Origin of the sequence: Nitrosococcus oceani ATCC 19707, assembly GCF_000012805.1 — a bacterium.
Classification (GTDB): Bacteria; Pseudomonadota; Gammaproteobacteria; order Nitrosococcales; family Nitrosococcaceae; genus Nitrosococcus; species Nitrosococcus oceani.
In genome coordinates, this window is the sequence record NC_007484.1 from 2725509 (window position 1) to 2749523 (window position 24015).

The 24015-nt window shown below is 51.4% G+C and carries 22 protein-coding genes; 6 read left to right on the forward strand and 16 right to left on the reverse strand.

Going from position 1 to position 24015, the window contains the following annotated elements; translation table 11 throughout:
• Positions 1-165: 165 nt before the first annotated feature.
• Entirely contained in the window at positions 166-555 is a 390-nt protein-coding gene (locus NOC_RS12710; protein ID WP_011330947.1) for a SirB2 family protein, read from the reverse strand.
• Between the two features lie 247 nt (positions 556-802).
• Between NOC_RS12710 and NOC_RS12715 the strand changes: the two genes are divergently transcribed.
• Entirely contained in the window at positions 803-2977 is a 2175-nt protein-coding gene (locus NOC_RS12715) for an AMP-binding protein (protein WP_244859971.1), read from the forward strand.
• Between the two features lie 154 nt (positions 2978-3131).
• On the opposite strand, the gene clpB is transcribed toward NOC_RS12715, so the two are convergent.
• From clpB to NOC_RS12735, 4 genes are all read right to left on the reverse strand, one after another.
• A complete protein-coding gene (gene clpB / locus NOC_RS12720; RefSeq protein ID WP_002809931.1) occupies positions 3132-5729 on the reverse strand; it encodes an ATP-dependent chaperone ClpB in 2598 nt (865 codons plus the stop codon).
• Between the two features lie 83 nt (positions 5730-5812).
• The gene (locus NOC_RS12725; protein WP_244859972.1) at positions 5813-6520 is read right to left on the reverse strand and encodes a lysophospholipid acyltransferase family protein; all 708 of its coding nucleotides are present in this window, start codon (positions 6518-6520) and stop codon (positions 5813-5815) included.
• Between the two features lie 61 nt (positions 6521-6581).
• Complete coding sequence (locus tag NOC_RS12730) at positions 6582-7211, reverse strand: L-threonylcarbamoyladenylate synthase (protein WP_002808798.1); 630 nt, start codon at positions 7209-7211, stop codon at positions 6582-6584.
• An 18-nt stretch (positions 7212-7229) separates the two neighbouring features.
• Positions 7230-8066, reverse strand: coding sequence for a PHP domain-containing protein (locus NOC_RS12735; protein ID WP_002810613.1), 837 nt, complete (start codon positions 8064-8066; stop codon positions 7230-7232).
• Between the two features lie 65 nt (positions 8067-8131).
• Here NOC_RS12735 and NOC_RS12740 point away from each other — a divergent pair, with 65 nt between their 5' ends.
• The 4 genes from NOC_RS12740 to ppk1 are packed head-to-tail and all read left to right on the forward strand — an operon-like array spanning position 8132 to position 11429.
• Complete coding sequence (locus NOC_RS12740; RefSeq protein WP_002811256.1) at positions 8132-8746, forward strand: septation protein A; 615 nt, start codon at positions 8132-8134, stop codon at positions 8744-8746.
• Positions 8747-8748: 2 nt separating this feature from the next.
• The gene (locus NOC_RS12745; RefSeq protein ID WP_002808611.1) at positions 8749-9048 is read left to right on the forward strand and encodes a YciI family protein; all 300 of its coding nucleotides are present in this window, start codon (positions 8749-8751) and stop codon (positions 9046-9048) included.
• Entirely contained in the window at positions 9045-9326 is a 282-nt protein-coding gene (locus tag NOC_RS12750; protein ID WP_002809088.1) for a BolA family protein, read from the forward strand. The genes NOC_RS12745 and NOC_RS12750 overlap by 4 nt, the downstream gene beginning before the upstream one ends.
• Positions 9327-9356: 30 nt before the next feature.
• Entirely contained in the window at positions 9357-11429 is a 2073-nt protein-coding gene (gene ppk1, locus NOC_RS12755) for a polyphosphate kinase 1 (protein WP_002809847.1), read from the forward strand.
• A gap of 92 nt (positions 11430-11521) precedes the next feature.
• On the opposite strand, the gene NOC_RS18665 is transcribed toward ppk1, so the two are convergent.
• Positions 11522-11926 carry a pentapeptide repeat-containing protein gene (locus tag NOC_RS18665; RefSeq protein WP_081430980.1) on the reverse strand — a complete coding sequence of 135 codons (405 nt, stop codon included), beginning with the start codon at positions 11924-11926 and terminating at the stop codon, positions 11522-11524.
• Between the two features lie 207 nt (positions 11927-12133).
• Between NOC_RS18665 and NOC_RS12765 the strand changes: the two genes are divergently transcribed.
• The gene (locus NOC_RS12765) at positions 12134-12340 is read left to right on the forward strand and encodes a hypothetical protein (protein ID WP_002809150.1); all 207 of its coding nucleotides are present in this window, start codon (positions 12134-12136) and stop codon (positions 12338-12340) included.
• A 20-nt stretch (positions 12341-12360) separates the two neighbouring features.
• Here the strand turns inward: NOC_RS12765 and NOC_RS12770 are convergent, their stop codons facing one another.
• The 10 genes from NOC_RS12770 to NOC_RS12815 all read right to left on the reverse strand — a co-directional run bounded on the left by NOC_RS12770 (position 12361) and on the right by NOC_RS12815 (position 23940).
• Positions 12361-13140 carry a substrate-binding domain-containing protein gene (locus NOC_RS12770; protein WP_002808730.1) on the reverse strand — a complete coding sequence of 260 codons (780 nt, stop codon included), beginning with the start codon at positions 13138-13140 and terminating at the stop codon, positions 12361-12363.
• The gene (locus NOC_RS12775; protein ID WP_011330949.1) at positions 13137-14099 is read right to left on the reverse strand and encodes a molybdate ABC transporter substrate-binding protein; all 963 of its coding nucleotides are present in this window, start codon (positions 14097-14099) and stop codon (positions 13137-13139) included. The genes NOC_RS12770 and NOC_RS12775 overlap by 4 nt, the downstream gene beginning before the upstream one ends.
• A gap of 24 nt (positions 14100-14123) precedes the next feature.
• Complete coding sequence (locus NOC_RS12780) at positions 14124-14669, reverse strand: DsrE family protein (RefSeq protein ID WP_011330950.1); 546 nt, start codon at positions 14667-14669, stop codon at positions 14124-14126.
• Positions 14670-14719: 50 nt separating this feature from the next.
• Positions 14720-15685: an inorganic triphosphatase gene (locus tag NOC_RS12785; protein WP_002811176.1), complete on the reverse strand. Its 966-nt coding sequence runs from the start codon at positions 15683-15685 to the stop codon at positions 14720-14722.
• 8 nt (positions 15686-15693) lie between these two features.
• Positions 15694-17199 carry an exopolyphosphatase gene (ppx, locus tag NOC_RS12790; protein ID WP_002811615.1) on the reverse strand — a complete coding sequence of 502 codons (1506 nt, stop codon included), beginning with the start codon at positions 17197-17199 and terminating at the stop codon, positions 15694-15696.
• Between the two features lie 75 nt (positions 17200-17274).
• Entirely contained in the window at positions 17275-17988 is a 714-nt protein-coding gene (phoU, locus tag NOC_RS12795) for a phosphate signaling complex protein PhoU (RefSeq protein ID WP_002810315.1), read from the reverse strand.
• Positions 17989-18024: 36 nt separating this feature from the next.
• Positions 18025-18876, reverse strand: a complete 852-nt coding sequence (gene pstB, locus NOC_RS12800; protein ID WP_002809679.1) for a phosphate ABC transporter ATP-binding protein PstB — start codon at positions 18874-18876, stop codon at positions 18025-18027.
• A 16-nt stretch (positions 18877-18892) separates the two neighbouring features.
• Entirely contained in the window at positions 18893-20545 is a 1653-nt protein-coding gene (pstA, locus tag NOC_RS12805) for a phosphate ABC transporter permease PstA (protein ID WP_002808721.1), read from the reverse strand.
• Between the two features lie 24 nt (positions 20546-20569).
• Positions 20570-22855 carry an ABC transporter permease subunit gene (locus NOC_RS12810; protein ID WP_002809260.1) on the reverse strand — a complete coding sequence of 762 codons (2286 nt, stop codon included), beginning with the start codon at positions 22853-22855 and terminating at the stop codon, positions 20570-20572.
• A gap of 86 nt (positions 22856-22941) precedes the next feature.
• A complete protein-coding gene (locus NOC_RS12815) occupies positions 22942-23940 on the reverse strand; it encodes a PstS family phosphate ABC transporter substrate-binding protein (protein WP_011330951.1) in 999 nt (332 codons plus the stop codon).
• Positions 23941-24015: the final 75 nt, after the last annotated feature.

Genomic DNA, 24015 nt, shown 5'->3' on the forward strand with positions numbered 1-24015 from the left:
CATGCAACACCTATGCCATTAATAATAAATTATTTTAAATCAACTACATATTCAAAATTAACGCTCCTATATGCAAGCATACGCCGGCAAATAACCGCCGCTTGCGGCAATTAGATTGATGAAGGTTTTGTCTAGCTACAGGATCATATGGCAGGGAATAACGGCCTACAAAAGCCAGGGGAAAGGAGTCTTGCTACGGGCAACCCAAACCATATAAGTAAATAAAATCATAGCGATACATCCCGCGCCAATCCGGACAGACCGGGTCCGGCCATACTTCAGGGCAATACTGCCAAAAACAATATACCCGATCAGTGCAAGAATTTTCGCTGTAAGCCAGTCATTAACGAAGGGGTATTGGTGGAGCACAAGCGTCAAACCAATGGCGCTTGCTAATAACACCGTGTCTACAATAGGGGGGACAAGGCGCACCCAGCGTCGTTGTAAATAATGGGAAGAAGAAAGCATCCATAAGCCACGCCCAACAAATAACACCAAAGTGGTAACTACACTCGTGAGGTGGATATATTTAAGCGTTAAGTATACAGTCATCATTATCCAGCGAAGTTTTTCATATATTTTTAAAGAGGATTCCCTATTTTCCTATTAAAACCATTGTATTGCCGCTTTAAAGGTCTTAAATAAGCTATTCCCGTTACCATTATAACGCTCCTCCGGTCCGAGCATTTTTTGTTGCCCCCTTAAACACTGCCCGGTTACAAAGGTGCCTCTCCAATTCTTGAACGCCATGGAACAGCATATAACACCATCCGAAAAGAAAAGTAGTCAGCGAGCCAAATATATGGCTGCTTTACTCCGATATTTGCTCAAAAAATTTTACCGAGTCCAAATCAACGGCTTAGAGCATTATCAAGAGGCTGGCCCCCGAGTATTATTAGCCGCCAACCATGTCTCCTTTCTCGATCCATTGCTCCTGGCAATGTTTCTCCCCCAGGACTCGGTCTTTGCCGTCCCCCCTCAGCTTGCCCGCAGTCGCTGGCTACGCCCCTGGCTCAAACTGCTACCTACTTTTCCTTTAGATCTCGCTGATCCCACGGCTCCAAAAGAGTTACTCAAACGCCTCAAAAAACACCATAAGGTCATTCTTTTTCCTGAAGGACGGATGAGCATGACGGGTTCGATGATGAAAATTTACCCCGGTCTAGGGTGGGCTGCCTGTAAAGCCGGAGCAACGGTACTGCCAATACGGATCGAAGGTGCTGAAGACACACCCTTTTCCCGCATGCCCGGCCGCCGCAAGTGGTTCCCTTCCATTACTATTACTCTGCTGCCACCCCAGGACTTTACCTTACCACCCCAACTTTCCAGCCGGGAACGGCGCAAGCAGGCAGAAGCCCGGCTATTTGAGGCCATGGCAAAGATAAAGCTCTCAAATGGTCATTACCGCCAGACTATTTTTGATGCCTTGCTGGCGGCCCGCCAAGTCCATGGCGGAAAATTTCGAATTGCACAGGACCTAGAGCGCCAGCCGATACGCTACAATCAGCTAATACGACGGGCTTTTCTGTTAGGCGCCGTGCTTACGCGGGACACCCAGCCAGGCGAATATGTCGGCATACTGCTGCCTAATACTTTAAACACCGCGATACTCTTTTTTGCCTTGCACAGCCAAGGGCGAATACCTGCCATGTTGAACTTCACCAGTGGCGTTAGCGGCCTTTCGGCGGCCCTTGAGGCAAGTGGTATCCGGACTGTCTATACTTCACGGCGCTTTATCGAAGCTGCTGAATTACAGTCTATAGAAAAAGCCCTAACTTCTAAGGTTCAGTTAATTTACTTAGAAGACTTACGTCAGCACATCGGCCCTTGGAAATTTCTGCAAGCTACCGTGCGCGCCCATTTCGCCCGTGCTACCTACCACCGCACAGTGCCCCAAACGGCCCCCGATGATCCGGCCGTGATTTTATTTACCTCGGGCTCTGAAGGAATGCCCAAGGGTGTGGTGCTTTCCCACATCAACCTTCTGGCCAATATTCAACAAATCGCAAGTCGGATCGATTTTACGAGAGAAGACCTGGTTTTTAATGCCCTGCCTGTCTTCCACGCCTTTGGGTTAACGGCGGGAACCCTCTTGCCTCTCCTTGGCGGCACCCGTTTATTTTTATATCCCTCGCCACTTCACTACCGAGCGATTCCCGAAGCCGCCTACCAGACCGACGCTACTATCTTATTTGGCACCAATACCTTCCTCGCCGGCTATGGCCAACATGCCCATCCTTACGACTTTTATAGCATACGCTACGTATTTGCAGGAGCGGAAAAATTGCAGGAACCCACGCGCCGGCTATGGGCCGAGAAATTCGGGGTACGCATTTTTGAAGGCTACGGCGTTACGGAGACCAGCCCAGTATTAGCTGTTAATACTCCCGTTGATCACCGCTCAGGCACGGTGGGGAAACTAGTGCCTGGAATTCAATACCATATTGAGCCAGTAGCGGGCATTCACCAGGGAGGGCGCTTGGAAGTGTATGGCCCCAATGTCATGCTCGGCTATTTATTACATCAGGCCCCAGGGCAGTTACAACCGCCCCAAACTCCCCGTGGCAAAGGCTGGTACGATACCGGGGATATTGTCAGTATCGACGAAGAGGGTTATTTGACCATCCGTGGGCGCGCTAAGCGTTTTGCCAAAATTGCGGGTGAGATGGTTTCCCTTACCACGGTAGAAATGCTGGCCGCCACCGTCTGGCCAGACGTATGCCATGCTGCCATTTCCCTACCAGACGCTAAAAAGGGAGAAATGCTGATACTGTTAACCGAGCAAAGAGGAGCTGAACGCCGCCCTCTACTGCTCCAGGCAAAGGCAGAGGGACTCAGCGAACTCAACGTGCCGCGCCGGATTTTAGTGGTAGAAAAAATTCCCCTCCTGGCCAGCGGCAAAGTCGATTACACCAGTGCTCAACGACAAGCAGAGCAGCAACTACCGCAGTTAGAAGAAACGCAGCTAAACAGCTGAAGTTTAGAGGCTGCGAGTAGGAAAGAGCGTACTCCCCATTTAAAGGGGGTCTGCTATTCTGGAGACGAAGTTTGACGCCGGCAAAAATGCTGGCGTCAAACTTCCAGGCTTCACCGAACTCCCTCAGTCCCTCTTCCCCTGGTGCAGAATTAGGTTAGGCCACGGATACTGCCCTTGCCTCTCTCTTAAAAATAAATTGATCGCCATCAACCCCCACCTCAATGGAATCCCCAGGCTCAAACTTGCCAGCGAGAATCTCCTGGGCTAAGGGATTTTCGATCCGTTGCTGGATCGCCCGCTTCAGGGGTCTGGCCCCATAAACTGGATCGAACCCCGCCTCCGCCAGTTTGCTCAATGCTTCTTCGGGAATCGTTAACACCATCTCCCGCTGCGCCAGCCGCTGCTGGAGATAACCGATCTGGATTTGGGCAATGGCCTGAAGCTGCGCTTTTTGTAAGGGATGAAAGACCACCACATCATCAACCCGGTTAATAAATTCCGGCCGGAAATGCTGTCCCACAATTTCCATCACTGCACTCTTCATTTCCTGATAACGATCTTCCCCGGCCATTTCCTGGATAACATGGGAGCCGAGATTAGAGGTCATGACCACCACGGTATTGCGAAAGTCCACCGTGCGGCCATGACCATCCGTTAGCCGCCCATCGTCCAAGACCTGGAGTAAGATATTAAATACATCCGGATGGGCCTTTTCTACCTCATCGAGCAAAATTACCGAATAGGGCTTGCGGCGTACCGCCTCGGTCAGATACCCTCCTTCCTCAAAGCCCACATAACCCGGTGGAGCGCCAATCAAACGGGCTACGGAGTGCCGCTCCATAAACTCAGACATATCAATACGGACCATGGCCTCCTCCGTATCGAACAGGAATGCCGCCAGAGCCTTACAAAGCTCGGTTTTACCTACCCCCGTAGGCCCTAAAAAGAGAAAGGAACCATTGGGCCGGTTGGGATCGGCAAGCCCAGCCCGGGAGCGGCGAATTGCGTTGCTCACTACGGCAACGGCTTCATCTTGACCCACCACGCGCTGGTGAAGCGCCGCTTCCATTTGTAATAATTTCTCCCGCTCGCCTTCCAGCATTTTGGACACCGGAATCCCTGTCCATTTGGAAACAACCTCCGCAATTTCCTCTTCCGAGACTTTATTGCGCAACAATTTAAAATCCTGCTGCTCCACCGCCGTGGCGGCATCCAGCTGCTTTTGCAGCTCTGGGATGCGGCCATATTGCAACTCCGACATCCGGCCTAGATCCCCAGCACGATGGGCAGATTCCAAATCCAATCGGGCCTGCTCCAGCTGCTCCTTGATCCCTTGGGCGCCACTTAAAGTGGCTTTCTCCGCTTTCCAGATTTCCTCCAAATCCGCATATTCCTTCTCCAACTGGTTCAGCTCGGTTTCCAAGGTTTCCAGGCGCCTCCTGGAAGCCTCGTCAGTCTCCCTACGGAGGGCTTCCCGTTCAATTTTCAATTGAATCAACCGCCTCTCCAATCGGTCCATGGGCTCTGGTTTGGAGTCGATTTCCATCCGGATACGGCTGGCGGACTCGTCAATAAGATCAATGGCCTTATCTGGCAGCTTACGATCCGTAATGTAACGGTGGGATAAAGTCGCCGCCGCCACAATGGCGGGATCAGTAATTTCTACTCCATGATGAACCTCGTAGCGTTCACTTAGTCCCCGCAGAATAGCGATCGTATCCTCCACATTGGGCTCATCAACTAGCACTTTTTGGAAACGCCGCTCCAAAGCTGCATCTTTTTCGATGTATCGGCGGTATTCATCCAGGGTCGTCGCCCCAATACAATGAAGTTCGCCCCGGGCTAAGGCGGGTTTGAGCATATTGCTCGCATCCATGGCTCCTTCCGCTTTGCCTGCTCCCACCACCGTATGGAGTTCATCAATAAATAAGATAATATTTCCTTCAGCCTTACTAATATCCTTGAGCACAGCCTTGAGGCGCTCTTCGAATTCGCCCCGGAACTTGGCCCCAGCAATCAGCGCCCCCATGTCCAAAGCAAGCAGGCGCCTGTTTTTAAGCCCTTCCGGTACTTCGCTATTAATAATACGCTGGGCCAACCCTTCAGCAATCGCAGTTTTACCCACCCCTGGCTCACCAATTAGCACAGGGTTATTTTTAGTCCGGCGTTGCAACACCTGAATAGTGCGGCGAATCTCATCGTCACGGCCAATGACGGGGTCTAGTTTGCCCTGTTCTGCCCGCTCCGTAAGATCAATGGTATAGCGTTCCAAAGCTTGACGTTGATCCTCAGCGCCAGGTTCATTCACTTGTTGGCCGCCACGAATTGCCTGGATAGCTGCCTCTATACCGACCTTGGTTGCGCCATTTTTACGCAGCAGCTCGCCTACTTGACCTTTATCTTCTACCGCGGCAAGCACAAATAATTCACTAGAAATATATTGATCCTGGCGCTGCTGGGCCAACTTATCGGTCACATTAAGCAAGCGGGCCAAATCCTGGGAAAGATGGATCTCTCCAGGAGTCCCCTGCACTTGGGGAAGCTGTTTCAGGGCCTCCCTAAGCTGGGTATGGAGATTATGGACATTCACCCCGGCCTGCATTAGCAGCGGAGGAACACTACTCCCTTGCTGCTCTAGCAGGGCGAATATCACATGGAGCGGTTCTAAAAACTGATGATCCTGGCCTACTGCCACACTTTGGGCGTCGGCCAGGGCTTCCTGAAATTTAGTCGTTAATTTATCCTGTCGCATTAGACAAACCCTCTGGCATCTAATCTCTCATTCTAAGAACTAAAGATGGGGGCTGCGCCTGTAAATTAAACCCCATCCGCCGCCTAAGAAGTTTCCTCCCTCTGGCCTTGTATAGTTTGGGCAACCAACGCTAAACACTCCTCTTGCGATAAGGAGAGACAGGATATAGGGGAACTATAACGGAGGAAGACGCGGCTTCGAAGTAGCACCGCTCCCAGAATTCGACCTTCTCCTTTCACCCCTTCAATATGCAGTCCACAGATGGGTGCATTAGAACGGACAGCAAGCCAAGCTACCCCTTTTTTGAGAGGGCGAGGCGGGTCCGTATCCAGATGAATTCCTCCCTGGGGGAAAATAACCACGGCTTCCCCTGCGCGCAGAGCAAGCAAAGCCTGCCGAAGGGCTTTTTCTGGCCGACCGCTGCGATCAACGGGGATACACCCCATGGCGCGGCACAATTTTCTGAGCCCAAATCGCTGATACTGCTCGCGGGCAATTAAAAACCTTAAGGGCCGGGGACTCGCTGCCACCAAAAGCAGCGGATCTAACCCGGAAACATGGTTAGCCGCCACCAAGATTCCCCCTTGTAGGGGTAAGGGCAACAAATCAGAGCTAAGATGATGAAAGCGGCGGCAATAAAGACGATTCAAACCATCCAGTCGATTCAGCCACCGTCCGCCCCAGTCGACCTCATTAGCCGCCTCACAAGCACGAAGACCCCGGCTCCATCCCCAGCCTGCTGCAACAACCGCTAAAATGAAAAAAAGCCATAGCCCAATCTCAGCCAGCATAGCCACCATTACTTTACTCAAGCACCTTATTAGTTTTTAAATCCCGCCCCTGGCCTTAGGATTAAGATTCAGCCTTAAAAATCGTAGTATCGCCCTTGCCCTCGCGGATAACTTTTGGCATGTCTTCGACCAAATCAACGACAGTGGTCGGCTCGAAGCCACAATAACCACCATCGATAATAAGATCTACTTGGCTACCAATCCGATCTCGAATCTCTTCTGGATCGGTGAGGGGAATATCTTCTCCTGGTAAAAGCAAGGTGGAGCTTATCAAGGGTTCACCCAGGGTAGCCAGCAATGCTTGAGTGACTGTATTATCAGGAACCCGAATTCCAATCGTGCGCCGCTTGGGGTCTTGCAAACGCCGCGGCACTTCCCGTGTCGCCTTAAAAATAAAAGTATAAGCGCCTGGCGTGAGGGCCTTTAATAACCGAAAGGCGCTATTGCCTACTTTGGCGTAGAGGGAAAGTTCCGAAAGGTCGCGGCTCACCAAACTAAATTCATGGCGATTGCCGAGACCTCGGAGCTGGCGGATACGATCCGCTGCCGCCTTATTTCCCACTCGGCATCCCAACGCATAGCCAGAATCAGTAGGATAGACAATGAGTCCTTCTTGCTGGAGGAAATTAACTGCTTGGTTAAGGAGGCGCTGCTGGGGATTAGCAGGATGGATACGAAAATACTGACTCATAAAAATGAAACCTCACAATCATTGCCATAAACTCCATACCGGCTTGCAGCTCCCAGGCAAAGGAGGAATTCTCCCCAGTTCGCTCCAGGTTTGCCCAGGCCCATGGTAGTCGGAGCCACAAGACCCGAGCAATTCCATTTCCCTAGCAAGACCCAATAAAAGCGCCGTTGCCTCTGGCGGCTGGCTACCTGATACCACTTCCATCGCAACGCCCCCGCATGCCTTAAATTCCCTGAGCAACCGCACTAATTTACTACGGGTCAAATGGTAGCGTGCCGGGTGTGCAACGACGGCACATCCACCCGCCTGCCTAATCCAGGTTACAGCCTGCTCCAAGGTTGTCCAACAGCCTGAAACATGACCGGGCTTGCCCTGGACTAAATAGCGTTTAAAAACTGCCTGGGTATTTTTGGCGTATCCCTTTGCCACCAAAAAACGGGCAAAATGGGTACGGCTGAGGATGCTACCCTGGGCATAGCAGGAAGCTCCCTCTAACGCTCCCTCAATGCCCGCTTTTTGCAAACCATGGGCAATTTCACGGGCCCGCTCATCCCGGTAGGCTCGTAGCTTTTGAAGACCAGCTTGCAATCCTGGCTCCTCCTGGTTAATTCCCAATCCTAGAATATGTACCGTACGCCCTCCCCAGGTTACCGAAATCTCCACTCCGGGGATCAGATTCAAAGCTAGGCTCTCAGCGACCGCACTGGCTTCAGTCAAGCCAGCGGTGCAATCATGATCGGTCAAGGCCAGGACATTCACTCCTTGGTCGGCAGCCCGTCGTACGAGTTCTGCTGGCTTCAAGGTTCCATCGGAAACCGTTGAATGGGTGTGTAAATCATAAATTACTGTTGTCATTTGATACAGTGTACCTTATACGGCAAAGTCAGTAAGATATTTTATGCGTTTACAGGATAAATCTTATGAAACTGTTTTTTGACCTTTTTCCCATTATTTTATTTTTTGCCGCTTATCAACTCTACGACCAACTACCTCCAGACATTGTAGCGGGACTTGATCGCATTCCCTTTTTGGTATTAATTCCCGGCGCACCGGAAAATGCCATTCTTTTTGCCACGGCGATAGCTATCCTGGCCTCTGTTCTCCAAGTCGGCCTTTATTTTTTTAAGCACCATCGTTTTGAGTCCATGCATCTGGTCACGCTGGGCCTAGTAGTCGTATTGGGAGGAGCCACCCTCATGTTTCGGGACCCCACCTTCATCAAGTGGAAACCCACCGTGGTCAATTGGCTTTTCGGTCTTGCCTTTCTTGCTAGCCAGCTATTTACCCGCAAGCCCTTGGTGCAACGGATGATGAGCACGGCAATCACCTTACCAACCTCCATCTGGAATCGTCTTAATGGAGCCTGGATAATATTTTTTCTTGTTTCGGGTCTGGCTAATCTCTATGTCGCCTACGCCTTTACAGAAGCTGTCTGGGTAAACTTCAAACTGTTTGGTATGCTAGGATTAACTTTGTTATTCGTCGTTGGCCAGGCTTTTTACCTGACCCGATACCTCAACCCCTCCGAGGACTAATCATGCTCTATGCAATTATTGGTCAAGATATTGACCATAGCCTGGAACGCCGCCGCCAGGTCCGCTCCGAGCACTTGGCGCGAATCCGGAAACTCCAAGAAAATGGCCACCTGGTACTAGCAGGTCCTTTTCCCGCTCTGGATACTCAGGACCCTGGAGAAGCAGGCTTTACCGGCAGTCTCATCGTGGCGGAATTTTCCTCCCTGGAAGCAGCCCAACAATGGGCCGAAGCTGATCCTTATGTAGAAGCGGGAGTCTATGCCCAGGTCACCGTCAAACCCTTCAAACAGGTGCTGCCGTGACTCCAGAGGAACGGATCGTATTTATTCAAACTCATTTAAAGGCAGCTCTTTCCCCCCAGTATATAGCCGTTGAAGATGAAAGCGCCCGCCATGCTGGCCATAAGGGCCATGGCGGCGGCGGCCACTACCAGGTCACCATTGTAGCGGAAGCTTTTAACGGAAAGTCTTTATTAGAGCGCCACCGCATGGTCTACAGTGCGGTCCAGGAAGGCATAGGTCAGGATATTCACGCCCTGAGCATTAAAGCTTATACACCCCAGGAGAACCCATTAAGTTAGAAGCTTTGCTGCTTCCCATGGGCTGCAATCATGGATGCCACTGACCTAAACCACCCTGATCTTTACCTCAACCGCGAGCTCAGCCTGCTGCAATTTCATAGCCGGGTGCTGGCCCAGGCGAGCGACGAAAGTATCCCCTTGCTGGAACGGCTCCGCTTTCTTTGTATCTCCAGCACCAACCTGGATGAATTTTTCGAAATACGGGTCTCGGGGCTTAAAGAGAAAATCGTCTTGGGCTCAATTCAGGCAGGGCCGGATGGTCTAACGCCCCATGAAACCTTAAAGCGAGTGAGTGAACATGCCCATAGCTTGGTAGAAGAGCAATACCGGATCTTACAGGAAATCTTGTTTCCCCAGCTTGAAAAAGAGAACATCCGCTTTCTCCGACGCCAAGAATGGAGCTCTAAACAAACCCAGTGGGTAAAACGCTACTTTAACAATGAGCTGGTGCCGATGCTAAGTCCCCTCGGCTTGGATCCCGCCCATCCTTTTCCCCGGATTATCAATAAAAGCCTAAATTTTATCGTTTCCCTGGAAGGAAAAGACGCCTTTGGCCGGGAGAACGGCATTGCTATTGTCACGGCTCCCAGGGCTCTGCCACGGCTTATCCATCTACCCCATGCCTATAGCAAGGGACCCTACGATTTCATTTTCCTCTCTTCCATTATTCATGCCTACGTAGATGATTTATTCCCAGGGATGTCCGCTACAGGCTGTTACCAATTCCGGGTCACCCGCAACAGCGATCTATTTGTGGATGAGGAAGAAATTGATGATTTGCTCCATGCCCTGGAAGGAGAGCTGTCCACACGCCGCTATGGCGATGCCGTTCGTTTAGAAGTAGCGGATAATTGCTCCGATGAAATGTCTCATTTTCTTCTCAAGCAATTCAACCTGACCTCGGATGATCTCTATGAAGTAAGCGGCTTAGTTAGCTTAAACCGCTTGATGCCTCTCCCGGATCTGGTAGAGCGCCCTGATCTTAAATATCCACCGTTCACTCCCGGCCTTCCCTTGCGCATGAGCCGCAGCACGGACATCTTTGAAATCATTCAGCGCGGGGATGTACTGCTACACCACCCTTTCGATTCCTTTGTCCCCGTCATCGAGTTCCTGCGCAAAGCAGCAGCCGATCCTCAAGTGCTGGCAATTAAACAAACTCTTTACCGCACGGGTCCCGACTCCGCCATTGTTAGTGCGCTGGTGGATGCCGCCAAGGCTGGCAAGGAAGTCATTGCGGTAGTGGAACTGCGGGCCCGCTTCGACGAAGCAGAAAATATTCACTTAGCAAACCGTTTACAGGATGCCGGCGCGCAAGTAGTTTATGGGGTGGTAGGCTATAAAAGCCATGCCAAAATGATAGTAGTGGTACGGCGAGAAAGGAAGCGACTACGACGCTATGTACACTTGGGCACCGGCAATTACCACGCAAGAACCAGCCGCATCTATACCGATATGGGTCTACTGACTTGCGACAAAGATATTGGCGATGACGTCCATAAAATATTTTTGCAACTCACCGGGCTCGGTAAAGCTGGCAAACTCAAAAAACTCTGGCAATCCCCCTTTACCCTTCACAAGCAGCTCATCAATGCCATCGAGCGGGAAGCAGAACATGCTAGCAACGGCAAAGCCGCCCATCTCATCGCTAAACTTAATGCCCTTACGGAACCCCAACTCATCCAAGCCCTTTACCGAGCTTCCCAAGCTGGGGTGAAAATTGAACTCATTATCCGGGGCACCTGCCGATTGCGGCCCGGTATTCCCAATGTCTCGGACAATATTCACGTACGCTCTATTGTTGGCCGTTTTCTGGAGCACAGCCGTATCTATTATTTTCTCAACGGTGGCCATAGCGAAATCTACTGCGCCAGCGCTGATTGGATGGAACGAAACATATTCCGCCGTGTCGAAACCGCCTTTCCCATCGAAGATCCCCAGCTAGCCAAACGGGTCTTCAAGGAAGGGCTTTCGGTCTATCTCTCGGACAACACCCAGGCATGGATACTGCAATCCGATGGCAGCTACAAACGCCTCAGGCCAACAGGCAATCAAAAACCGCGTTCAGCACAACAATTATTGCTAGAGAAACAGGCGGGTTAGGCTCCCGTAGTGTTATTCTTATACCCTCTTGCTGGCGACTTTCTGATAATGAACTTCAGCGTCCGCTTCCCCTTTTCTCCACCACTTTCGATCTAATTCAAACTTAAATTCAATATCGCGGCTAGAGACTTACACCACGCGTCAATCGGCAAATTCTCATCGTCTAGCCACATTCTCTCTGCCGTATAAACGATAGATACGCCCTCCAGCATAAGACTTTTAATCTCCTTATCATTGCCGACCGCATAAGCCAAGTTTGCGCTGACAAGATTCGCACCCGATAGCATCGCCCCACGCAAATCGCATGATTTCAATGACGATCCAGCAAGATTGGCATTTCTCATATCCGCATAAATAAGGGATGAACCATCAAAGAGGACACCGCTTAAATCGGAACCGTAAAAACAAGCACGCTTTAAATTGCACGCATACCATGCGGTTATCTCCGGGTGCTGAACCGTGTGATCAAAGTCAATTAAACTTTCCCCAGAAGGCAGGCGAGTGTTGTCTGTGAAGTTGGATTAGATGTTCGACGCTTCCCCTCTCAGCGGGCATCTGGCCAAGGTATCGTCAAACAACGTATCTAGCACTAGCACAATTGTGCTGCTCATAGGGCTGGAGAATATCTTCCAAGAAATAACGCCGTTGGCCATATTATTCCTTATCAGCGGGATGCGGATAGTGAGTTAGACCCTCTGGCTGACATGGTAAACTTCAGCCGCCCAGCCGAAACAGCCGAGAATGACAAAGTAGCAAACCCGCAGGGAGTCGTCATACTGCCTAATAAATGGAAATATGCTTTTTCAAGCTATTTTCCTGGCGTGGAACCCTTGCCATTGTTGCCCTGGGCGGCGACGGCAACAGCCCACGGTAAACCCGGACAGAAGCGGCAGCGTCGTAAGCCAGCATAGAAGTATCAATATGGCAAGCATCAGGACCCCTCGTTGGCTGCAGAAACGGCGGTATCGCGCCTCATCCAGCCAAACCGCTCAAAGATAGCTCGGCCCTCATCGCCTTCGAGAAAACGAGTAAAGGCTTGCGCTTCCGGTTTGGTGCGGGAGCGCTCGGTAAAAACTATTCCACAATCACGATAGATGCGATAGTGGGGCTCCAAGGGAATCACATCGGCAATGCCGGGATTGGCGATAGCCCAAATATTATAAACAATCCAGGCATCGATTTTTGGGTCCGTCAGCCAGCGTTCCTTGGCTGCGCCCGTATTTGTGGCGTAATGCACGATATTGCCGCGCAGCGCCCGTAAGGTGGTGATGTCGCCGCCGCGGCCAACAATATCTTCCCACAAGCCAACTTGGCCCGCGCCATGGACCACCAGTACGCGGCGGCCAGGTTTGAGCAGATCCGCTAAACCGCTAATGCCAGCAGGATTGCCCGGCCGCACAAGGATCGCCGCTGGCCGTAAATACATCGGCCGCACCGTATCTGCTGCCAGCATCGATCCCAGTATGAGGAGAAAGTCCGACATCATGTGCTCCGAGCCGCTATAGAGCAGATCGGCATTGCCCCGCGCGGCCTCAATCCAAGTTGGGGTTGGACCAGCCGTAACCACCACCTTCGTTCCGGAGGCCTTTTCAAAAGCGGCCGCTGCGGCCTTCATAGCCGGAGCCGGGCCGCCAGGACCATATACGTATAATTCAACTCCATGGGCGCTAAAAACCAGTGCCCACATCATGATCAACGATAAAAATTTCATGGCGACTCCCTGGAGCGCCGTGGCTGGAAGCTGTATTTCTTATATACAGCCTGGGCCGCAGGGCTCTTCATAAAAGCGAAAAAATCCCGCGCGGCCTGCCCATGGGGGGCATCCTTGAGGCGGGCGGCAGTATAAGTTACGATGGTATTCTGTTCCCGTGGTATTGGCACCGCTTCCACCGGATGTTGCAGGATCTGCTGCTGGAAGTACGGCTCGGTTGACCACACCGGCGCCGCATCAGACTGGCCCTGGAGCACGCGCAACGGTGATTGGCGGTGATGCATATAGGTCAGATAGGTGCTACCGTCCGCTACCTTGGTTTCCATAATGGTACGTTCAAGCGCTTCCCCACCCACCTTACGATAACTGGCGATGATCTGCTTGCCAATTCCTTCCCATTTAGGGTTGGGCATAGCGACCCGCACATCGGAACGGCCCAGATCGGCCAGACTTTTAATGTTCTTAGGGTTGCCCTTGGCCACCATGATCGCAAGCAGGTTGCGGGCGTAATCATAGGTTTCCGCGAACCAGCCATGCTGCTGCTGGAGTTCGGCAATGGCGCCCTTACCGGCTGTGTAGACATCGGGTTTCAGCGTGATCCGCAGATTACCCATCACTAGAGAGGCTGTTTCAATCTGCTTGGCCTCAATACCCGGCGGCAACGTTTCCACGAATACCCGTTGATACTGGGGATAAGCCTGCTTGAAGGCCGCCATCAGATCATGGACTACCATAAATTGGTTACCGGCGAAAAACACCACAAGCTGCGGATCAATGATATCGCCATGGAGATCTGCAATCGCATTCACGGGCGGCACTGCAAAGGACACTCCCCCTGAAGGCGGCGGATTCCAAGGCGGTAGATAGTCGGCCTTCTCCGCCGCCAGGGGGGGCACGCTGGCAAAGATCACCACTAAGAGGATTACCAGCAACAGCCGTGACAAAATAAAATGAGGCACGGTGCATCCTCCTTTCATGGTGAGCTATAGGGGCGTTAATGCATAGCCCTGTTGCTGCAAATCCATAATGGTCGTCAAAGCAGACAGGGCCAAAGTAACGCGGGAATCAATCCATTCATAGGCGTAATGATGTTCCGCCACCGCCTGGCCGCACACGGCGATATCCACGCCCGCCTTACGCAGTTCCTCAATCACCGGCAAATTAGGATTGGCGGTACCGTATTGCTCCCGGTAATGGGCCTCATCCAGGGCAATGGAGGTGGCGGCGCCATGGGCAACCGCAACGAATTTTAAGTGCTGCAGTGGCACACCAGCATTCACGTACAAATTCACCGTGCGCGCCACACGCTCTAACGCGGGGCTTAACTGATTAGGTTTAACCGCGGCCTGGGTCAGATCAAACACCACCTTGTAGGTGGACTTGCGGTCCGGCTGATAAGCGGCTTGAGGCACGGAATATATCTGCCCCGCGCTTTGAATCGCTAACGCCTGCTGGGAGTCACCCGCCGCCATGGCGCCGCCAGCAAAAGTAAAGCTGAACATAATTGCTATCACAGTCCCGTTATTCATAGCAGCCACCTCTTTTATCGCAGGGGATACAGGATAGGCTAGCAAAAAAATTACTGTTTTTCTTTCAACTCCGCTAAATACCTCCCTAAACGCAACAATAATTGGCTATAGCGGGGGGCGGCCACTAAATGGCAGACTTCGGTAAAATCCTTATTTCCTTGCAACCCCCTAACCAACCAATGCAAATCCTCTTGCAGGGAGATTCCCATTTTCTGCTCTGCTGTCATCACCCCCCCATACAACTCTTCGGCCGCAGCCCGCAGGTGGCTGTACCCTTGGGGGTCGCGCCGCTCAAGCAACAACCGCTCACCGTATTGCAAGCGGGCCAGCCAATAGCTTAACGACTGGACATCGGAAACAGTCCCAGCAGATACGAACCCTGGCGCAGAGAGAGGAGAAAACTGCTGGGTGTAAAGCCGGTAGCCCCGCTCAGCCTTGCTGGCATGTTCCACGGCCAGGGAAAAAATCTCGGCTAGTTGCAAAGCGGCTGAATAGAGATCTTTCTCGTCGCCCTGCTTAAGCTCCAGCTCCAGTTCGGACAAGGATTCGGTGCGGCCATGGGCATGAATATGCCCCTCATCCAAAGCCAGTTCAATCGCGCTCCCACGCCTTACCTGTAAAATCCAGATCATACGATAAAAATCCGTTTCAAACACCGGAATTAAACGGGCCGCGAGATCTGACTCCTTAAACACCCCTACTTTGGCTTCTGCCACTAGCCACTCCAAATCGGGAGCATTATTTTCTACTTCACTTTCCCATTCTTGGCGCCGTTGGAGGCCCGCCTCCCCAGAATTATCTCCCTTGAGGGTTTGGATCCAGCGATGGTCCATCCGCCGCACCCGAAGTCCCACCCCTTGGTCCAGAAGGCGCAAATCAGGCGTATCAAAATAGATGCTTTGCAAATGCTTACGCACTGGGCCCTGTTTTCCATGCTCCTTCACCCAGGGGTGCTCGCTAAATTTGGAAAACTGCCCTGGGGGCAACCGCAACTTGATTTCGCTTTCTATTGGCATTTATCAAGTTATTTGATTTTCAGGCGATAACCGGCTGCCTTGATATAGGTGGCTTCCTGAACCAGATCGGCTTCCGTTAACGGATGTTGGAGTAGCCACCCGTCAGGAAATCTAAGCTTTAAAGTATTTTTCTCTGCCTTGAATGTTAAGGGAGGCAGTACTACTGGCGAGCGGTTACGGTTAAGTAACACCGCCAACCGCAATAACAAGCACAGACGCAGCGTAGGCTGGCGGAGATCCTCGGGCAGCAAATCTAATTTAGCAATCGGCAACTTGCGACGATGTCCCCGCACCAGAAATGCTAAAACCTGCTGCTCTTGCTGGGAAAAGCCGGGCAGATCGCCATAGGCCAGCAGATAGGCGCCATGCTTGTGGTACTGGCTATGGGACAGAGCAAGACCCGCTTCATGGAGTATTGCCCCCCACGCCAAAGACAAAGCATGTTCTTCTTCAAGCTCCCAGAGGGAGGCCGCTGCTTCCAACAATGCCAGGGCGGTATTTTTAACCCGGCAAGCATGGAACTGATCCACATGATACCGTTGAGCTAAATCAGCCACCGTGCGGTCACGTACATCCTCATGGCAAATCCGGCCAATAAGATCATAGAGTAGCCCCTCCCGCAAAGCGCCATCCGATACCATCATGCGCTCGATACCTAAACTCTCAAAAATACCTTTAAGTACCGCCACCCCTCCCGGAAATACCGGCCCCCGCTCGGCACTGAGACCTTCAAATTTCAGACGTTTGATATGCCCCGCCTCAATCATGCGATTGACTAGCGCTTTTAAGGAGGTTGCGGTAATGGTCCCGCTCCCGCACCAACCCTGGGCAGCGACCACCCGGGCCACCGTCCGGATTGTCCCTGAAGCCCCGATAGCCTCCTCCCATCCCAGATGGCGAAAAGACTGCTCAAAGTCTTGCAGCATTGTACGGGCGGCAATCTCAGCTTGGCGCATCGCAGCCTTATTTAATTCCCCCTGGGGGAAAAAACAGCGGCTATAGCGAACGCAGCCCATTTCAATGCTTTGCCGATAACGGCCTTCCTCGGCACCCTCACCAATAATGAATTCCGTGCTTCCCCCCCCAATATCCACCACTAACCGCCGGGCATTATCAAAATCCAGGGCATGGGAAACGCCTAAATAAATCAAGCGGGCCTCCTCATCCCCGGCAATTACTTCAATGGGATGGCCCAAGGCAGCGGAGGCCCGCTTTAAGAATTCATCCGCATTGTTTGCCTGCCGCAAGGTATTGGTGCCCACGGCCCGAATAGCCCAGGGAGGAAGGTGCCGCAACCGCTGACCAAATCGCGCCAGGCAATTCAGGGCGCGCTCCTGGGCTGTTTCACTCAGGCATCCTGCCTCATCCAGGCCAGCGGCCAATTGGACCATCTCTCGCAAACGGTCCAAAACCTGTAGCTGGCCTTCCCTGACTACGCGGGCAATGATCATATGAAAGCTATTGGAGCCCAGATCGATGGCGGCCAAGGTATCGGGATGCCGCTGGCTTAACATCTATCAAACTCCGCTTAATGTCATTGTCTGGTAAATTGCTCCCTCAGCACCTAAGCGAGAGGGAAGAAAGAAAAATTATTTTTCGCGAACAATCTGCTCCATCCCTTCTAAACTTGTGTGGCGCACATCCTTGCCTTTGACCAAATAAATAACATACTCGCAGATGTTACAGGCATGATCCCCAATTCGTTCCAGGGCCCGGGCTACCCAAATGAGCTCTACCGCCCAAGAAATATTGCGGGGATCTTCCATCATGTAGGTAATTAGTTGGCGCAAAATACTCTCGTACCGAGCATCCACCTGGGTATCTCTCGCTGCTACGGCAAGAGCCGCTTCAGCATCCATGCGGGCAAAGGCATCCAGGGAATCCCGGAGTATTCCTAGGGCGTGACTGGAAAGGGAACTTATGGAATCAAAAATATTCGCCGGTTTCTCCCGCTCCGACAAGCGAACCGTCGTGCGGCCTATGCGTTCAGCCCCATCCCCAATCCGTTCTAGATCGGCAATGGTTTTAATCACCGCCATCACCAACCGCAAATCACCGGCTGTCGGCTGGCGGCGAGCTAAAATCTGGGTGCATTCCTCGTCGATGGAAACATCCATGGCATTGACCCGGTAATCCTGGCTGATCACTGCTTCGGCCTTTTCCACGTCTCCGCTCACTAAGGCATCCACGGCCTCGGCGATCTGCCGCTCTACCAGTCCGCCCATGGCGAGAACGCGAGTCCGAATATCCTCTAATTCCTTATCGTACTGCCGGTAAGTATGGGGGGTCGTGCTATGGGTCATTATCCACTCCTTGTGTCTTAAAGCCACCAAAAACCATCAGCCATAACGACCGGTAATATAATCCTCGGTCTGTTTCTTTTTCGGATTAGTAAATAATGTACCGGTGTCGCCAAACTCAATCAATTCGCCTAAGTACATAAACGCTGTATAGTCAGAAACCCGAGCTGCTTGCTGCATATTATGGGTGACAATCACAATCGTATATTTATCCTTCAAATCATAGATCAATTCTTCGATTTTAAGGGTGGAGATAGGGTCCAGGGCTGAAGCAGGCTCATCCAGTAGCAAGACTTCCGGTTCAATAGCAATGGCCCTAGCAATTACCAACCGCTGCTGCTGTCCGCCGGAAAGGCCCACCGCATTATCGTCCAGACGATCTTTAACCTCATCCCATAAAGCGGCACTTCTAAGGGATTTTTCCACGACCTTATCCAGAGTACGGCGACTCTTAACCCCCTGTAAGCGCAGCCCATAAGCGACATTCTCATAAATGGATTTAGGGAAAGGGTTAGGTTTTTGAAACACCATGCCAACCCGGCGCCGTAGATCAGAGACATTGACATTTTTGCCATAAATATCTTGCTTGTTAAGCAACATTTCTCCTTCGATACGGGCTCCATCAATCAGATCGTTCATGCGGTTAAAGCAACGAAGCAGGGTGGATTTGCCGCATCCGCTCGGACCGATAAATGCAGTCACCCGGCGTTCCGGAATAATGAGATTAATGCTTTTAAGCGCCTGAGTATGCTGGTTGTAATAGAAATTGAATTGTTTGACCTGCAAACAGCAAGTTTCATCTTTTAGCTTAAGTTTTTTAACACCGCGCTCGATTAAAGAAATATCCATCCCATGGGTTCGCGGTGTTTTATCATGGGTCTCCTGGTTCATGGTTTTCGTCCCTTTTTTAAGTCTCTGCGGCACGGTATTTTTCCCGGAGTCGGTTACGAATCATAATCGCGGCGAGATTGAGAGCCACGATAATCAGGACCAGCAACAAAGCTGTTGCATAAACTAGAGGACGGGCGGCTTCCACATTTGGGCTTTGAAAACCCACATCATAAATGTGAAAGCCCAAGTGCATGAATTTACGATCCAAATGCAAGAATGGAAAATTTCCATCCAACGGCAGGGAAGGGGCTAGCTTCACTACCCCCACCATCATAAGCGGCGCAACTTCGCCTGCGGCCCGTGCTACCGCCAAAATAAGTCCCGTCATCATGGCGGGAACGGCCATGGGCAATACGGTGCGCCATAAGGTTTCTGCCCGGGTGGCCCCCAATGCTAAGCTCCCTTCCCGAATGGAGCGTGGAATACGCGATAAGCCCTCTTCCGTTGCCACGATGACCACGGGCATCGTAAGAATAGCCAAGGTCAGGGAGGCCCAGAGTAAACCCGGAGTACCAAAAGTCGGCGCCGGTAATGCTTCCGGGAAAAACCAGCGATCTACATTACCGCCCAAGAAATAAACAAAAAATCCCAGGCCAAATACGCCATAAACAATAGAGGGCACACCGGCTAGATTATTGACCGCGATCCGGATAATACGTATCAACAATCCTTGTTGCGCATACTCCCGTAAATAAACCGCAGCCACTACCCCAAAAGGGGTGACGATTACCGACATGATAAGGACCATCATCACCGTCCCAAAAATGGCAGGAAAGATTCCTCCCTCCGTATTAGCCTCACGGGGATCCTCAGTCACAAATTCAGTGAGTTTTGTGGCGTAAAAGCGGCTCTTTTCTCCTATTCCCATCCCATTAGGGCGGTAGGCCCGCACCACCTTCTCTAACGGGATTTCCACTACCTGGCCATCGGCCATCTCAGCCGTTAAACTATCTCGCCTGATTTGCTGGTAAAGTTCATTCAATTCTTTCTGAATCGTGGCATAATTTCTTTGAAGCTCCGCTTCCCTCACTTCGATTTCGGCATAAGCTTGTGGGGCAGGCTCTCCTTCCAGTTCCAACGCCCGGCGACGCAAGCGTAGCTGTTCTAATTTATAATTAATGGCGCCAATATCATCCTCTTCAATGGCCTTAATTCGAGCGTACAGTTCATTGGCTCTAGCCATCCGTTGTTGCAGCACCCGCCAGGTATTTTTACCTACGGCAACAACCCTATCTTGCTCCTTGACAGATTTCAGGTAGCCATAAAAATCGCCCCATTCCCGGCGTTCAATGACCATCAATTCTTTCGGATAATGGGTATCGTGAATCAATGGCGTCACGACCCATAAAAAATCAGCACCAAAAAAATCCCGGTTGCCGACCTTGAACAAGCTGCGGGTAACCGAAGCAGATCCCTCTGGCAACGTATAACCCCTATCCAGTAAACGCTGACGGGGAACTTGCTCTTGGCTGACTACTTCACCTATCAAACGCACCCTCTCCCCATCTTGTTGGGTATAATGAATTTCCGCTACTTGGGCTGGCCAAAAATGCTCCAACCCCTTGACCGCGATTAATAGCAACAAACCCACTACCATAATGATACTGATACTGACCGCACCCGCAGTCAACCACACCCACGGTGCACCCGACTTAAACCAAGCTTTCATTTAAACTTCTCTCCCCTGTAACGACTACAAACTGCTGTATTTTTTTCGTAGCCGCTGACGTACGATCTCGGCGAGAGTATTAAAAAAGAAAGTCACCATAAATAACACTAACGCGGCAAGAAACAAAATACGATAGTGAGTACTATCAACCTCGGACTCGGGCATCTCCACAGCAATATTTGCAGACAAGGCGCGGAAACCTTGGAAAAGATTAAAATCCATAATGGGCGTATTGCCCGTCGCCATTAATACAATCATGGTCTCACCAACGGCCCTGCCAAGACCAATCATTACGGCAGAGAAAATACCGGGACTTGCGGTCAAAAGCACTACCCTCACCAGAGTCTGCCAAGGCGTGGCGCCCAGCGCCAAGGAACCAAAAGTGAGCTGCTTGGGAACACTGAAAATAGCGTCTTCGGAGATGGAGAAAATCGTCGGAATGACGGCAAATCCCATGGCAAACCCAACAACGAGGGAGTTACGCTGATCATAAGCAATCCCCAGTTGGCTGTTAAGCCACTGGGGCATATTGCCATTAAACAAGGCTACTTCCAGCGGCTGGCTTAGCACTGCGGCAAGAATCCCTAGACCCACCACCACGGGAAGAAGCAAGGCGGCTTCCCAACCCTCAGGAACCCATTGGCGCACCCAGCTAGGCAAGCGGCGCCATAAATAAGCAGCCATAAAGATTCCCGCGGGCAATAACAACAAGAAGGCAAAGACCCCCGGAAGATGATCCTCTACCAAAGGCGCCAGCCAAAGACCCGCTAAAAAACCGAGAATAACCGTGGGAAGGGCCTCCATGATTTCGATGGTGGGCTTGACCAGCCCGCGCATCTTGGCGCTCATAAAATAAGCGGTATAAAGCGCCCCTAAAATGGCCAGTGGAACAGCGAATAACATGGCATAAAAAGCAGCCTTGAAGGTACCAAACGTGAGTGGCGTCAGGCTAAACTTTGGCTCGAAATCATCGCTCGCAGATGAGGACTGCCAGAGAAACTCAGGCTTATCCCGGCTTTCATACCAGACTTTCCCCCATAGCGCTTGCCAAGAGACCTCAGGATGCGGATTCTCTATCTTCAAGAAATGAATCTTACCCTGAGAGTCGCCGGCCAACATCCCATCGGCCCGGGGCGCAACAGCCACCGTTACCAGCGGAGCCTCACTGATGCCTGCAACCTGCAACGTTTGGTGAGCCGTAGTATGATAAATTCCCGCCCGGCCAGAAATATCTACCGCTAAGAAGCCTTTCCTGGCATGTTCTGAGACAATGGCTGTAATAGGCGCCCGCTGGGATTTGAAAATCCGAATTTGTTCTAAAGTATAATGATTGCCGTCGCTGCGCACCGGGAACCATTGCGCGATCCGGCCAGAGGAATCTCCTACCAGGAGAGAAATACCTCCCGTGAGAAAAGACAAAGCGGTTATCCGGACATCTTCCGAAACCGCCTTTACCCGTTGCACTAGGTGCGGCGTTTCCTTATCACGGAGCTGATAGTAACTAATATAGCCCTCCGAGTCCGCCACATATAATTCCTCTTGCTGCTCATCCAGCACTAAATGTGTCGCTTGCGGCGGAGGCAAATCCAGCGAGACAGTCGCCTGTTCAACAGTAATTTCATCATCGAGAAATGACTGTTGCACGGTAAAATTAACTAAAATCAAGCGTCCGTCTGTGGTAACTGCAGCGATGGTAGTCTGATCCTCATCGGATTGAGCGCTAATAAGGCGCAAGGGCTGCCCCTGGGAATCCACCGCCAATAGGGCTTTATCAAGCGGGTATTCTAATCGAGGCGTAATAGTACGCACATTGTCAGGATAGGAGACGCGATAGGCATGGCGCGCCAGCAGGGCGCGGCCATCAGATAGACCATAGACGATTACCTTGCCGGCGGAATCGCCGGCTGCAAAGCTAGTCACGGCCACCTCCTTGGGAAGGGGCAGTGGGGTTTCCAAAACCACCTTGCCCTCTGCAGTAGAGAAGAAGACCGCCTGCCCTTGCTCAGTCAAGCGTAAGCCCATATCGTTATATTCATTCAAGGCTAAATGAAGGGTGCTCCCCACGTTGCCCCCAGGGGCTAAATATTGGGCAACGGGCTCTAGCTGAGCAGGACGAAACAGGGGGATCACCACGTACAAGAGGTAAAAGAAAATCAGTACGATGGCGATAATAACGCTAACACCACCGGCAGCAATGCAATAGCGCGCCAAGTGATCCTTGATTTTACGCCAACGACGGCGGCGTATGGCCACCGGCGAATGGGGGGGAGGCACCACCTGTTCTTCGGTTTCTGAATCTCTGGCAACCATTTCAATCTAAGAAAAAATGACAAAAAATACATAAAGAAAAGCGCCTTGTTTTCCGAGGCGCTTCTAGTGAATGGAGGCTTTTCACACTAATTAGCAGCTCCTAACTCCTTCACCCCAATTTTAGCAAGATCCTTAGCCACAATCCGGGCGGGCAACGGAATATAACCATCTTTGATCACCACTCTTTGACCCGCTTTGGAGAGTACCATTTTGATAAACTCCTGCTCTAACGGCAACAAAGGTTTATTAGGATGTTTGTTGACATAGACGTAAAGAAAGCGCGTCAGGGGATACTGTCCCTTCACTGCGTTTTCCGCAGTTGCCTCCACTGAGGGCGCACCCGTCTTAGTTGCGAGGGGAAGCGCCCGTACCCCAGAGGTCTGATAGCCGATACCAGAGTAGCCAATCCCATTAATGGACTTAGTCACTCCCTGAACCACCGAGGCGGAACCTGGCTGCTCGTTGACCGTGTTCTTGAAATCACCTTTGCAGAGGGCGGCTTTCTTAAAGTAGCCGTAAGTGCCTGAAACCGAATTACGGCCAAAAAGCTGGATGCGGCGATGGACCCATTCGCCCCCTAAACCCAAATCCCCCCAAGTCCTGATATCTTCCGGGTAACCACATTTACGGGTAGCAGAAAAGATCGCATCTATCTGGGGCAAGGTGATTTTCTCGATGGGGTTATCCTTATTGACATAAACCGCCAAGGCATCAATAGCTACCCGGATGGGGGTCGGTTTATAGCCATATTTATTTTCGAAGGCTTCTAGCTCGTTACCCTTCATTTTTCGACTCATGGGACCAATATTGGCAGTATTTTCAGTTAGTGCGGGGGGTGCCGTTGAAGAGCCAGCAGCCTGAACTTGAATATTCACACTTGGATAAAGTTTTTTAAATTCCTCGGCCCACAGGGTCATCAAGTTAGCCAACGTATCAGAACCAACGCTGGATAGGGTACCAGCCACACCGCTGGCTTTGTCGTATTCCTTAAGGTCAGGGTCCAGGGAATTAGTAGCCATGCTGTTGCCGGAAAGCAGCACGCCCAAAACAGGCCCTAGAATTCCAATGATCATTCTAATCTGCATTTAGTCAATTCTCCTCAGCCTAGAATGCGTCTATAGCTCTATTATTAATATGCAATGGCGGGAACAATATTATGC

What these genes read in the sequence shown, in the direction of transcription:
- NOC_RS12740 (WP_002811256.1), top strand. Translation starts at nt 8,132, where the DNA reads ATGAAACTGTTTTTTGACCTTTTTCCCATTATTTTATTTTTTGCCGCT.
- NOC_RS12735 (WP_002810613.1), bottom strand. Translation starts at nt 8,066, where the DNA reads ATGACAACAGTAATTTATGATTTACACACCCATTCAACGGTTTCCGAT.
- NOC_RS12745 (WP_002808611.1), top strand. Translation starts at nt 8,749, where the DNA reads ATGCTCTATGCAATTATTGGTCAAGATATTGACCATAGCCTGGAACGC.
- NOC_RS12765 (WP_002809150.1), top strand. Translation starts at nt 12,134, where the DNA reads ATGGTAAACTTCAGCCGCCCAGCCGAAACAGCCGAGAATGACAAAGTA.
- NOC_RS12810 (WP_002809260.1), bottom strand. Translation starts at nt 22,855, where the DNA reads ATGGTTGCCAGAGATTCAGAAACCGAAGAACAGGTGGTGCCTCCCCCC.
- NOC_RS12785 (WP_002811176.1), bottom strand. Translation starts at nt 15,685, where the DNA reads ATGCCAATAGAAAGCGAAATCAAGTTGCGGTTGCCCCCAGGGCAGTTT.
- ppk1 (WP_002809847.1), top strand. Translation starts at nt 9,357, where the DNA reads ATGGATGCCACTGACCTAAACCACCCTGATCTTTACCTCAACCGCGAG.
- ppx (WP_002811615.1), bottom strand. Translation starts at nt 17,199, where the DNA reads ATGTTAAGCCAGCGGCATCCCGATACCTTGGCCGCCATCGATCTGGGC.
- NOC_RS12815 (WP_011330951.1), bottom strand. Translation starts at nt 23,940, where the DNA reads ATGCAGATTAGAATGATCATTGGAATTCTAGGGCCTGTTTTGGGCGTG.
- NOC_RS12730 (WP_002808798.1), bottom strand. Translation starts at nt 7,211, where the DNA reads ATGAGTCAGTATTTTCGTATCCATCCTGCTAATCCCCAGCAGCGCCTC.
- clpB (WP_002809931.1), bottom strand. Translation starts at nt 5,729, where the DNA reads ATGCGACAGGATAAATTAACGACTAAATTTCAGGAAGCCCTGGCCGAC.
- NOC_RS12725 (WP_244859972.1), bottom strand. Translation starts at nt 6,520, where the DNA reads ATGCTGGCTGAGATTGGGCTATGGCTTTTTTTCATTTTAGCGGTTGTT.
- phoU (WP_002810315.1), bottom strand. Translation starts at nt 17,988, where the DNA reads ATGACCCATAGCACGACCCCCCATACTTACCGGCAGTACGATAAGGAA.
- NOC_RS12770 (WP_002808730.1), bottom strand. Translation starts at nt 13,140, where the DNA reads ATGAAATTTTTATCGTTGATCATGATGTGGGCACTGGTTTTTAGCGCC.
- NOC_RS12780 (WP_011330950.1), bottom strand. Translation starts at nt 14,669, where the DNA reads ATGAATAACGGGACTGTGATAGCAATTATGTTCAGCTTTACTTTTGCT.
- NOC_RS12710 (WP_011330947.1), bottom strand. Translation starts at nt 555, where the DNA reads ATGATGACTGTATACTTAACGCTTAAATATATCCACCTCACGAGTGTA.
- pstB (WP_002809679.1), bottom strand. Translation starts at nt 18,876, where the DNA reads ATGAACCAGGAGACCCATGATAAAACACCGCGAACCCATGGGATGGAT.
- NOC_RS12715 (WP_244859971.1), top strand. Translation starts at nt 803, where the DNA reads ATGGCTGCTTTACTCCGATATTTGCTCAAAAAATTTTACCGAGTCCAA.
- pstA (WP_002808721.1), bottom strand. Translation starts at nt 20,545, where the DNA reads ATGAAAGCTTGGTTTAAGTCGGGTGCACCGTGGGTGTGGTTGACTGCG.